11 protein-coding genes are annotated in these 10,979 nt (G+C 64.9%); 5 read left to right on the top strand and 6 right to left on the bottom strand.

Annotated features, from left to right (window positions below):
• Window positions 1-45: 45 nt before the first annotated feature.
• Together ACZ5QD_RS15130 and ACZ5QD_RS15135 are read right to left on the bottom strand one after the other, a co-directional pair.
• Window positions 46-375: a PLD nuclease N-terminal domain-containing protein gene (locus tag ACZ5QD_RS15130; protein WP_006896778.1), complete on the bottom strand. Its 330-nt coding sequence runs from the start codon at window positions 373-375 to the stop codon at window positions 46-48.
• An 89-nt stretch (window positions 376-464) separates the two neighbouring features.
• Complete coding sequence (locus tag ACZ5QD_RS15135; protein ID WP_062367456.1) at window positions 465-1,583, bottom strand: alpha/beta hydrolase; 1,119 nt, start codon at window positions 1,581-1,583, stop codon at window positions 465-467.
• Window positions 1,584-1,736: 153 nt separating this feature from the next.
• Between ACZ5QD_RS15135 and ACZ5QD_RS15140 the strand changes: the two genes are divergently transcribed.
• Entirely contained in the window at window positions 1,737-1,949 is a 213-nt protein-coding gene (locus ACZ5QD_RS15140; RefSeq protein WP_006896780.1) for a hypothetical protein, read from the top strand.
• A gap of 87 nt (window positions 1,950-2,036) precedes the next feature.
• Entirely contained in the window at window positions 2,037-2,294 is a 258-nt protein-coding gene (locus ACZ5QD_RS15145; protein WP_062367457.1) for a hypothetical protein, read from the top strand.
• Window positions 2,295-2,378: 84 nt separating this feature from the next.
• On the opposite strand, the gene ACZ5QD_RS15150 is transcribed toward ACZ5QD_RS15145, so the two are convergent.
• Complete coding sequence (locus ACZ5QD_RS15150) at window positions 2,379-2,573, bottom strand: hypothetical protein (RefSeq protein WP_006896782.1); 195 nt, start codon at window positions 2,571-2,573, stop codon at window positions 2,379-2,381.
• 144 nt (window positions 2,574-2,717) lie between these two features.
• Here ACZ5QD_RS15150 and ACZ5QD_RS15155 point away from each other — a divergent pair, with 144 nt between their 5' ends.
• Window positions 2,718-3,410, top strand: coding sequence for a hypothetical protein (locus tag ACZ5QD_RS15155; RefSeq protein WP_464366910.1), 693 nt, complete (start codon window positions 2,718-2,720; stop codon window positions 3,408-3,410).
• On the opposite strand, the gene ACZ5QD_RS15160 is transcribed toward ACZ5QD_RS15155, so the two are convergent.
• The 3 genes from ACZ5QD_RS15160 to ACZ5QD_RS15170 all read right to left on the bottom strand — a co-directional run bounded on the left by ACZ5QD_RS15160 (window position 3,391) and on the right by ACZ5QD_RS15170 (window position 7,946).
• On the bottom strand, window positions 3,391-4,893 hold the full coding sequence (locus ACZ5QD_RS15160) for a CoA-acylating methylmalonate-semialdehyde dehydrogenase (RefSeq protein WP_062367459.1): 1,503 nt from the start codon (window positions 4,891-4,893) through the stop codon (window positions 3,391-3,393). The genes ACZ5QD_RS15155 and ACZ5QD_RS15160 overlap by 20 nt on opposite strands.
• A 65-nt stretch (window positions 4,894-4,958) precedes the next feature.
• Entirely contained in the window at window positions 4,959-6,116 is a 1,158-nt protein-coding gene (locus tag ACZ5QD_RS15165) for an iron-containing alcohol dehydrogenase (protein WP_006896785.1), read from the bottom strand.
• Window positions 6,117-6,293: 177 nt separating this feature from the next.
• Window positions 6,294-7,946 (bottom strand): sigma-54-dependent Fis family transcriptional regulator, encoded by a 1,653-nt coding sequence (locus ACZ5QD_RS15170; RefSeq protein WP_006896786.1) that lies wholly within the window; start codon window positions 7,944-7,946, stop codon window positions 6,294-6,296.
• Window positions 7,947-8,248: 302 nt separating this feature from the next.
• Between ACZ5QD_RS15170 and ACZ5QD_RS15175 the strand changes: the two genes are divergently transcribed.
• Window positions 8,249-9,703 (top strand): aldehyde dehydrogenase family protein, encoded by a 1,455-nt coding sequence (locus ACZ5QD_RS15175; RefSeq protein WP_006896787.1) that lies wholly within the window; start codon window positions 8,249-8,251, stop codon window positions 9,701-9,703.
• A gap of 99 nt (window positions 9,704-9,802) precedes the next feature.
• Window positions 9,803-10,915: an NDMA-dependent alcohol dehydrogenase gene (locus tag ACZ5QD_RS15180; RefSeq protein ID WP_006896788.1), complete on the top strand. Its 1,113-nt coding sequence runs from the start codon at window positions 9,803-9,805 to the stop codon at window positions 10,913-10,915.
• The last annotated feature ends 64 nt before the right edge of the window (window positions 10,916-10,979 follow it).

Here is a 10,979-nt window from a genome sequence, read left to right on the forward strand (position 1 = left end):
CCCGACCGGCACGCGCCGTCCGTTCACGATGGCCGTGCGGCGCAGTCACTCCCCGTCGTCTTCGGCACGGCGGCGCTGCGCCTCGGCCCGTTCGCGAACCCGGCGACGGAACTCCTCTTCCTCGCGGGCGGCGATCGCCGCCTTGTACTCGGGACGCTCGTATTCGGGGAAGCCGGTGGTCCGGGGTGGCACGGGAGCACCGCCTTCGGGGCGGCCGACCAGGAACCAGACCAGCGATCCGGCCAGCGGAATCAGGATCACGATCAGCACCCAGGCGACCTTCGGCAGGTGACGGACGCGGAACTCGTCGGCGATGATCACGTCGATCAACGCCGCCACCCAGATCAAGAAGACGATTCCACCGAGATACGGCATGCTGACTCCCCCATAGCAGTCGAAACGGATGCCTCACGGTAGCGCAGTACGCACCGCGCCGGAGGCGGGGAAGCCGGAATCGCCCGAGTTCAGGGCACCGGTGCGACGGTCGGCTGGGGCCGCGGGTCGGATTCGAGGTTCTCCTTGGCGAGCTCGCGAATCGTCGTGAACACGCGCTTGGCGGACTCGGCCCACGGCATCAGGATGGGGAAGACGTGGAACATGCCGGGTTCCTCCATCGCATGCAGATTCACGCCGCCCTCGCGCAACCGCTCGGCGAACTCCCGGATCGCGTCGCGGAACATCTCCTCGCCGCCCCAGCACACGAACGTGGGTGGGAACCACTCCGGATCCGGATGGCTGTAGACCGCCGAGACCCGCTCGTCGTTGGGCTGGATACCCCGGAGATAGAAGGTGACGGGGATGTTCCAGGGCAGGACATCCTTCGACGCGTTGTCGACGATGGAGTCCTGCGACAGGTCGAGGTCGACCTCGGGCGAGAACAGCACCAACGACCGCGGCTTCGGCATGCCCTGCTCCTGCAGGTAGACGACCAGCGAGGTGCTGAGTCCGCCGCCGCCGGAGTCGCCGGCGACGATGATGTCCTCGGCGGGGATACCGAGGTCCATCAGCCCCCGGTAGGCATCGGCCGCATCGTGCAACGCGGCGGGGAACGGGAACTCCGGCGCCATCCGATAGTCGGGGATGAACACCTGGCATCCCGTGAGGCGGACGAGGGCCGCAGCGAACATCAGATACATGTTCGGGGTGGTGCCGAAGTAGCCGCCGCCGTGCAGATACAGGATGGTCTTGTCGCGCGCCTTCACCTCCGGATCGGCCTCGCGCACGGCGACCTTCTCACGGCACCAGACGCCCTCCTGGCCGCCGACGACGTCGCTCTCGATCTCGACGCCGCCGAAGTATCCGACCACCGGATGGAGGATGGCCCCGCACACGGTGTCGAGGATCTTCTCCATGGAGCGGAAGTCCTCGATCGGCAGGCTGACCGAGTATCCCAGGAACGATCGGACCGTGGCCCGGGTGACGGACTGACCTATGTTGTCGAGGATTCCCCCTGCGCCCTGGAAAGGCCGACTGAAGGGCACCCGAGCCAGCCCGTTGAGCATGTTGTCGACCAGACCCAGCACCGTCAGCGCGGTGATCGGTCCGGAGGCTGTCTTCACACCGTCGCGGTCTGCCATAACCATGGCTCTCAGGATAGTGACAAGACCGTGCCGGACCGCGGTATCGGCCGACCACCGCATTCTCGATCCGATGCGGCGTCGGGGTTTGACGCCCGTGCACACGGGTACTCACTGACTGTGGGGGAGAACGCCCCACCTGAGGGAAGGAGAGTTCTCATGGCAGATCCGAACAACCCCGGCCAGTTCGGTAACCGGTCGGACACAGAGGAGCAGGCCCGCAAGGGCGGAGAGTCCAGCCCCGGTCAGTTCGGTTCGTCCGAAGGCGCAGACCCGCATGAGGCGGGCAAGAAGGGCGCCGAGAACGAGCCCCACGAGGCCAAGGTCCGCGGCGGCGAGCACAGCCACGGCGGCGGAGGCGGTCAGAGCTGAGTCGACTGACCGTCGGCGGCGGACGGGGATCTCCCTGTCCGCCGCCTTCTGGCCGTTGCACAGCAGACCGACGGAAGGAGAGCCGACATGGCGGTCTGTGACATATGCGGAAACGAGTACAAACATGCGCTGCTGATCTCGGTGGAGGGCCGTGAAGGACGCGGCGTCTACGACAGCTTCGAGTGCGCGATTGCGGGACACGCGCCCCGCTGCACGGTCTGCGACACGCCGATCATCGGGCACGGCGTGCAATCGGACGGCAGGGTGTACTGCTGTGTGCACTGCGCCCAGCGCGGCGGAGACACCGAACTGGTCGACCGGGTCGGCACGGCGACGCTGCATTGACCTGCGGCGACCCGCGGCCTCGGCCCGCACGACAACCGCCCACCTCTACGTCGGGGTGGGCGGCTTCGCGTGTGCGCGTCGAGCCTAGACCGGTGTGATCGCACTCGCGATCGCCGAGCCGGTGAACGCCATCCGGCGGCCGTCCTGCTCGAACTGCACCTCGAGGAAGTCGACCGGGAAGTGCCGCACGGCCACCACGACGCAGTCGGCGACGTGACCGGACGCCAGACGGCACCGCACGCTGGTCCCGGGGGCGTATTCCACAGTTGTCGCGGTCATGACGTGCTCCTTCGGTTCGCTGTCGGTGAGTCCTCTCCGGCTACCCCGAGCGGAGCGATCCCAAACACCGGCGATCGATGGTTGGCCGTGCGGTGATCCGGGTACTCGTCGGTGGTCCGACGAACCGAGCCTCAGGAGGAAGCCATGCTGGCAAAGAGCACGAGTTCGCTCGTCGAGAAGACTTTCGCGACGGTGGCCGGTCTGCGTCACGGCCGCGCCGTCCATCGACACGGTCTGGTGTGCGCCGGCGACGCCACAATCGAAGCCGAGCAGCTGCCGCTGGCATCGGGTCCGACAGTGGTGCGGATATCGAAGGGACTCGGCACCCCGGCCGGGCTGCCCGACCTCGTCGGGGTGGCCCTCCGACTGCCGACCGGAGACACCGACGCCGTCGGCGAGCCCCGGCACTGGGATCTCCTGCTGTCGGGTCCGGTGCGCAGAATCGGTGTCGTCGACGTCCCGACCCCGACTGCCACGTGGAACGACCTCGAGGTCTCGACGATCAGTCCCTTCGCGTGGAATGGCGAACACTGGACGGTGTCGGCGCGACTGCTGGCCCCGCACGTCCTCGGAGGCCTTGATCTCGCCTCGCTCGCCGACGCACTGCAGGCGGGCGGTGGCCTGTCGTTGGAGGCGCGACGGACAGATCACCGCACACCGCTCGGGTTCGTCGATCTGACGCGGGTCGGCGTCGATCCCGATGTGGCCTTCGATCCGGTCGACACGATGCCGTCGGGTGTCGAACAGGTACCCGCCTGGCTGGGCTCGCTGCGGCGTAACGCCTACCGGGGAAGCAGGCGCGGCCGGCCGGCTCCGCCTACTTCGCGGTCGGCATGACGAATTCCGCAGCGGAGCTTCGCCCCTGCGGCCAACGGATCGTCGCCGTCTTGTACCGCGTGTAGAACCGGACGCCCTCCCTGCCGTGGATATGGTGGTCGCCGAACAACGAGCGCTTCCAGCCGCCGAAGGAGTGAAACGCCATCGGGACCGGAATCGGGACGTTGATCCCGACCATCCCTGCCCTGACTCGCGAAATGAACGTGCGCGCGGTACCGCCGTCGGCAGTGAACAACGCAGTCCCGTTGCCGAATTCGTGGTCGTTGACGAGTTCCAATGCCTCCTCGAACGACTCGGCTCGCACCATCGCGAGAACGGGCCCGAAGATCTCCTCACGGTAGATCCGCATCTCGGGAGTCACATGATCGAACAGTGAAGCACCAAGGAAGAAGCCGGGTCCATCGCACCGGTCTCGGCCGTCCACAACGAGTTCCGCACCGTCTTCCACACCGGCCGACAGGTAGGAGATCACCCGATCGCGATGCTCGCGTGTAATCAACGGACCCATCTCCACGTCGGGCTCGGTGCCCGCACCTACGCGCAATGCTGCGATCCGCTCGACGAGTCTGTCGCGGACTGCTTGCGCGACCCCGTCTCCGATGGGCACGACGACGGAGATTGCCATGCAGCGCTCGCCGGCCGAGCCGAAGGCCGATCCCATCAGGGCATTGACCGCGCTGTCTATGTCCGCGTCCGGCATGACCACGAGGTGGTTCTTGGCGCCGCCGAGCGCCTGCACGCGTTTGCCGGACTCGGTAGCGGTCCGGTAGATGTGCTCCGCGATGGGCGTCGACCCGACGAAACTGACGGCTTCTACTCGCGGATCCGTTATCAGGGCGTTCACAACCGTCTGACCGCCTTGGACGACGTTGAAGACTCCGTCCGGCAAGCCCGAGTCGGCGAGCATTGATGCCATCTTCAACGCCAACGTGGGCACCTTCTCGGATGGCTTGAGAACGAAAGTGTTGCCGCAGACCAGTGCGATCGGGAACATCCACATCGGAACCATGGCCGGAAAGTTGAACGGAACCACACCGACCACCACGCCGAGAGGCTTCCTCATCGACATTCCGTCGACGTTCGTTCCGACGTTCTCTGTGAACTCGCCTTTCATGAGATCAGGTATGCCACAAGCGAATTCAACGACTTCGATACCGCGTTGCAGCTCGCCCCTCGCATCGTCTAGAACCTTGCCGTGCTCGTCGCAGATGATCGCGGCGAGATCGTCGATGTCGGCGAGCAGGCGGTCCCGGAACGCGAACATCACCCTGGCGCGAATGTGGGGCGGTGTAGCAGACCAGCTTTCGAAGGCTCGGTGCGCCGCCGCAACCGCGGCCTCGGCGTCGGTACGGGAACCCGCGGGGACCCGTTTGGTCACCTCGCCGGTGGCAGGACGGTAGACGTTGGTGGCGTCGGGACTGTCGGAGGTGGCAGTGCGGCCGTTGATCCAGTTCCCGACGGTATCGATGGTGGTTGAAGGCATGGGTACTCCTCAGGTGTGCATGTAGGCAGGGTGGAAGTGATTCCGAACAGTGTCGAAGTAGAGAGTCAGTACACGCGCCGATAGATTTCGCAGATCTCGTCGGTGCTCGGAACTACCGGATTGTTCTGCGGGGAGCCCGATGCGAGTGCCTGTTCGGCCATGGTCGGCAGAAGCGCGGACCAGCGCTCGGGCTCGATCCCCAACTCGCGCGGGCTGGGTACGCCCAGATCATGGTTGAGGTGCTTCAATTCGTCGAGGAACAGCCTGCTCGCGACCTCGTCCGAATCTTTGTCGCCGGCGACGCCGTATGCGCGGGCACAGTCGGCGTAGCGGGATAGGGCACCCGGCAACGAGTACTCGGCGACCGTCGGAAACAACATCGCGTTCGACAGTCCGTGACTGATATGGAAGTGAGCCCCGAGAGGCCGGCTCAGGCCGTGCACCAGAGCAACACTCGAATTGGAGAACGCGATGCCGGCTTGTGTCGCCGCCAGCATCATCTGCTCGCGCGCATCTTCGTCGGAGCCGTCCGCATAGACACGACGCAGGCAGGAGCCGATAGTCGAAATTGCGGTGAGGGCGAACCCGTCGCTGAACGGATTCGACTTCACGCTGACGTACGCCTCCACCGCGTGCGTCAGAGCGTCGATGCCGGTGTCGGCGGTGAGTCGTGGCGGCATCGACATGGTCAGTTTGAAATCGATGATCGCTGCTGTCGGCAGGAACGCCAGGCCGGGGCACAGCATCTTCTCGCCGGTCTCCGAATCCGTGATGACCGTGAACCGCGTGGCCTCCGACCCACTGCCCGCGGTCGTCGGAATCGCGATGAGTGGCAGCAACGGTTGATCGGTCGACGTCGGAGCTTTGAAGTCGCGCATCGGGCGATCGGTGGTGGCGAGCAGCGCAACCGCTTTCGCTGTGTCGAGTGAGCTGCCGCCGCCGAAGCCGATCACGGCGTCGCACCCATCGGCGCGCACCGTCTCGGCGGCGGGCTGCAGGGAATCGGTCGTGGGATCGGGGATCACGCGGTCGAAGACGCTGCAGTCGACGCCGGCAGCCGACAGGGCTCCGGCGATCCGGGCCACCGCACCCGTCGACGTCAGAAACTGATCGGTGACGATCAACGGCCGTCGACTCCCGAGATCGGCGAGAACTGCGGGAAGATCGTTCAAGGAGTCGGCGCCGACCCGCAGGATGCGGGGCAAAGCGATGAGGTTGGACATGAGACGGCCTCTGGTCGGGAAACGGGTCGACTGTGACTCTGCTTCACCGCAGACGGCTCGACAACGGCCAGATCCACACATCCCTGTGCGTTGTTGCACGACCTCCCGCAGCCTTCGCCAAGCACGCGAGCAAGAGCAATGCTCATATTTCGCTGGTATGGCCCGACGCGGGTCGGTCTACACGGTGATTCCGTACTCCTTGATGTGGTGGTAGAGAGTGCTGCGACTGATGCCCAGGTAGTCGGCCGCGTGGGCCTTGTTCCCGTGGCATATCTCCATGGCTCGCATGATCGCGTCGCAACTCGCCTGCTGCCACGGTGTCATCTGCTTCGTCGTGGCCTTCATCCGCAAGGCGATCGGCAGATCAGTGACATCGATGAGAGTGCCCCGAGAGCGCTCCAGCGAGCGCAACACCCCTGCGAGTTCCCGGTGGTTGCCTGGCCATGAGTACGATTCCAGGACACGGGTGGCGTGAGGTGTGAAGCGGTACCGGACGCCAGGTCCCGCGACTTCATTGAGCAGATCGATGAGCTCGGAACGCTGATCGCGGAGAGCCGGCAGATCCAGACGATCTTCGAACAAGTCGAGCAGGCGGGCATTGTCAGCGTCCCCCGGTCTCGGGGCGGATGTGGCGGCTAGAACTCGCTGCGCCTGACCGACGAGCAGATTCTCGGTGAGGTTGCGGGCGGACTGGGGCAGTAAGTCGAGATTGTCGATCGTCAGCACTTCGCGACCGGGATCGTTGATCAACGACCGCAGTCTGTTCTCGACCTCGGTGGGATCATCGGTCCGCCCGTCGATCGCATGGCGAGCCCGCCCGCCAGCCGCGCCGGCCAATGCTGTGGTGCGACCACTACCCGGCTCACCCACGATCACGCCCGAGCGGCAGCTGTCTCGAATGTCGTCGACCCAGTTCTGCACCCGGCTCCAATAGCGCAGGCGGTCGGCAGTGCGAGGTACAGCCGGACGTTGACGAGCCTGTACACGGATCAGGACTCCATCGGCGCCGTCGATCGGCTCCATCTCGACACGGGCGGTGTTGCCACTGGTCAATTCGAGTTCCGTACGTGTGGCTGTCCGCACCCCGTCGGCCAGTTGCTGCAGGGCCGAGACGTCGGTTGCGGACAGAGTGCGAGCTGCCATCGAACTCTGCAGAACCATTGCCCTAGAGAGCGCCACGACGACTGCGGCGGGGTGCCGGGCCGCGTCCTCGAAGGCTCGGATCACTGACCGTGTGCTGCCACTCGAGGTGCTCCGAATGTTCCGTTCGATCTCCGCGATCGCCGTGTCGATGAACGGTCGCATCAGTCCCGATTCGGCTCCGGCGACACTCATGATGTCGAGTACGCCCATCAGTCGGCCGTTCAGCGGATTGAAGATCGGCCGGCCGTAGCAGCTGTAGCCGTGGAGATCTTGTACGTAATGCTCAACGCCGCGGACGAACAGTGGGCGCCGGGTCTCGAATGGGGTCGCCAGCGCGTTGGTGCCGGTTGTGTCTTCGCGCCACACAGCTCCCGGCGTTGCGCCGATCCTTTCGACCACGTGATCGATCTGGGCGCACCCGTTCACCGTGGTCAGGATCTCTGCTTGAGCGCCGATGAGCATGACGGACAAACGTTCGCCCTCGATCCCGGCGCACATACGGCGAAGCACGGGAGTTGCAGCGCGGAAGAGCCGGCTCCCCGTGTCGATGCCGTCAGTGGTCGGCGGATCCATCGGTTTGGACGGGTCGAGTCCGTACTGCTGAGACCTCATCCACGACGCGTGCAGCGCGCGGTCGGACCAGAGCGCTCCGCGCGATGTGAGTGTGACTGCGTCGTTATTGCTCATGGGGTCGGACCTCTCGCTATCCCGACTGGGAAGACCAGCGCATGCATACGCGATGGCCTGACATGCCGCCTGTTCCTGTGAGTTCCATCACTGGAGTTCAAAGCCAGTCTATCGAATGTTCTGCCGACGGAAACCGGCGATTTCAGGTGTACGGATACCGAACACATACGTGTGACGCAAGTCGCAACACTGAATCGTGTCGCTCTTCCCGGTACGCCGACCGGACCCGCCGTGGCTCTCACGAAGCGCTGTGCGAGGCGACCTCCACTGTGCCGGGTGGCACTCGAATCGAGAGGAATGCAATGACCTCAGTTACACCTCCAGCCACTGCTCTGACCTTCGATCTGGCGACGAAGAGGTACGGGCAGTTGATCAACGGGCGGCTCGTCGACGGAGCTTCCCAGGTGTCGGTGATCGACCCGGGGACGGCCCAGCAGGTCGCGACCACGCCGGCGGCATCGGTGGAACAACTCGATGACGCCGTGGAAGCGGCGAAGCGGGCGCTGCCAGGGTGGTCCGCGCTCAGCGTCGATGCGCGCGGTGCGATTCTGCATCGGATTGCCGACGTCCTCGTCGAGCACCACGAGAAACTCGCGCATCTGACCACCCTGGAACAGGGAAAGCCGATCGCGCAGGCGCGTGACGACGTCAGTTGGTCGATCGACTTCACTCGGTACTTCGCCGACTATCGACTGCCGAACGAAGTACTGCGTGACGACGAGAACGGCTACGTCGAACTGCGTCACCGACCGGTCGGTGTGGTCGGTGCGATCACTCCGTGGAATTTCCCGCTGTTCCAAGCGCTCTACAAGCTCGCTCCCGCATTGATCGTCGGAAACACGATGGTCCTGAAGCCGTCGCCGACCACTCCGCTGGCGACGATGCACTTCGCAGAACTCGTCCGCGACGTGATTCCGCCCGGCGTGTTCAACGTCGTCGGAGATGCCGGCGACCTCGGAGCCCACCTCACCGGGCATCCAGGCATCAACAAGGTGTCGTTCACCGGCTCAACGGCGACTGGCCGCCGTGTGATGGAGGCCTGCGGCCCCACTCTCAAGCGGCTCACCCTCGAACTCGGTGGCAACGACGCAGCGATCGTTCTCGACGACGCGGATGTCGAGAAGACCGCCGAAGGGCTGTGCACCTGGGCCTACGCCAATGCCGGACAGGTCTGCGTCTCGATCAAGAGGATCTATGCACCCTCGTCGATGTACGACCCGCTGGTGGAGGCCCTCGCTCGGCGAGTGTCGGAACTGACCGTCGGGCACGGCCTCGACGAGGACACTCGGCTGGGCCCGGTGCAGAATGCGGCGCAATACGAGAAGGCCCGCGCCAGCCTGGAGTTGGCACACGAGCACGGGACGGTCGTCGCCGGCGGCCACATGCTCGACCGGCCCGGTTACTACGTCGAACCGACGCTTCTCCGTGATGTCGACGAAGACAGCCCATTGGTCAGAGAAGAGACCTTTGCTCCGATCCGTTCGGTTCTCCGCTACGACGATCTCGAGGACGCGATCGACCGTGCCAACGACACGCCGTATGGCCTGGGGGCCTCTGTCTGGGGGACTGACACCGACCGAGCCGTCGCAGTCGCCGACCGCCTCGACGCCGGGACCAGCTGGATCAATCATCACTTCCAGCTGACCCCCGACGTGCCGTTCGGCGGAGTGAAGCAGTCAGGCCTCGGCGCGGAGTTCGGTCGCATCGGCGTCGAGGGATTCGTCGACGTCCACGTGGTGAACCTCAAGCGATCCTAGCCGGGTCGATACGCACCTACCCGTCCCTCCGAACGTGCCGCATGCGGTGCGGTCGGGCCGCATCCACCCATTAATCAGTCCCCACCACAAGGAGAAGTCATGAAAACTCTCGCAGCAGTCGTCGTAGAGCCCGGAAAGCCGATCGAGATCGAGGAACTCACGCTGGCCAAGCCGGGTCCGCACGAGGTCTTGATCCAGTACCAGTACGGCGGTCTCTGCCACTCGGACGTGCACATCGCGATCGGTGACACCATCGCCAGGCTGCCGATGGTGCTGGGTCACGAGGGTGCGGGAATCATCCAGGAGGTCGGCCCGGGCGTCACCCGCGTCAAGCCCGGCGACCACGTCATCTGTTCGTTCACCCCGGCCTGCGGCCGCTGCAAATACTGCGCCACCGGCCGGCAGTCGGTGTGCGACATGAACGCCGCGATGCTGGAAGGTCATCTGGAAGGGCCGCGTTGGCCCATCAGTGGTCCGCGCGGACAGTACGGTGCCATGTGCACCCTGGGCACTTTCAGCCAGTACAACGTGATCAACGAGTACTCCGTGGTGAAGGTCGACGACGATATTCCGCTCGACAAGGCCGTGCTCGTCGGTTGCGGCGTCCCTACGGGTTGGGGTTCGGCGGTGTACGCCGCGGACACCAAGCCCGGTGACATCGTGGTGATCTTCGGTATCGGAGGCATCGGCATCAACGCGGTGCAGGGCGCCAAGCACGCCGGTGCCGAGCACATCATCGTCATCGACCCGCTCCAGAACAAGCGGGACAAGGCCATCGAACTGGGCGCGACCCAAGCATTCGACAATGCCGCCGACGCGAAGCTAGCCGTTGATGAATTGACCAACGGCCAGGGCGCCGAGTCGGCCATCATCACGACGGATCTGATCACTGCGGAGCAGGTCAGTGCAGGATTCTCGATGATCGGGCGCTGCGGCACTCTCGTGCTCACCGCGTTGAACCGGATCGATGAGATCACGGTCAAGGTTCCCAGCACTGAGATGAGCTACTTCCGAAAGACGATCAAGGGCTCGCTGTTCGGTGACTGCAATCCCACGTACGACATCCCGAAGCTCGTCCGGATGTATGCCGACGGAAAGCTCAAGCTCGACGAACTCGTCACGAGGGAGTACAGCCTCGAGCAGGTCAATGAGGGCTACGACGACCTCCTCGCGGGCAAGAACATCCGCGGAATCATCAAGCACCAGCACTGACCGATCGCGCTGCGGCGCCGCGTCGTCGATCCCACTTCGATCGGCGGACGGCGCCGCAGCGGCG

Source organism: Gordonia sp. J1A, from assembly GCF_055393515.1.

Coding starts and splice junctions, on each gene's coding strand:
- ACZ5QD_RS15130 (WP_006896778.1), bottom strand. CDS start 375: ATGCCGTATCTCGGTGGAATCGTCTTCTTGATCTGGGTGGCGGCGTTG.
- ACZ5QD_RS15135 (WP_062367456.1), bottom strand. CDS start 1,583: ATGGTTATGGCAGACCGCGACGGTGTGAAGACAGCCTCCGGACCGATC.
- ACZ5QD_RS15140 (WP_006896780.1), top strand. CDS start 1,737: ATGGCAGATCCGAACAACCCCGGCCAGTTCGGTAACCGGTCGGACACA.
- ACZ5QD_RS15145 (WP_062367457.1), top strand. CDS start 2,037: ATGGCGGTCTGTGACATATGCGGAAACGAGTACAAACATGCGCTGCTG.
- ACZ5QD_RS15150 (WP_006896782.1), bottom strand. CDS start 2,573: ATGACCGCGACAACTGTGGAATACGCCCCCGGGACCAGCGTGCGGTGC.
- ACZ5QD_RS15155 (WP_464366910.1), top strand. CDS start 2,718: ATGCTGGCAAAGAGCACGAGTTCGCTCGTCGAGAAGACTTTCGCGACG.
- ACZ5QD_RS15160 (WP_062367459.1), bottom strand. CDS start 4,893: ATGCCTTCAACCACCATCGATACCGTCGGGAACTGGATCAACGGCCGC.
- ACZ5QD_RS15165 (WP_006896785.1), bottom strand. CDS start 6,116: ATGTCCAACCTCATCGCTTTGCCCCGCATCCTGCGGGTCGGCGCCGAC.
- ACZ5QD_RS15170 (WP_006896786.1), bottom strand. CDS start 7,946: ATGAGCAATAACGACGCAGTCACACTCACATCGCGCGGAGCGCTCTGG.
- ACZ5QD_RS15175 (WP_006896787.1), top strand. CDS start 8,249: ATGACCTCAGTTACACCTCCAGCCACTGCTCTGACCTTCGATCTGGCG.
- ACZ5QD_RS15180 (WP_006896788.1), top strand. CDS start 9,803: ATGAAAACTCTCGCAGCAGTCGTCGTAGAGCCCGGAAAGCCGATCGAG.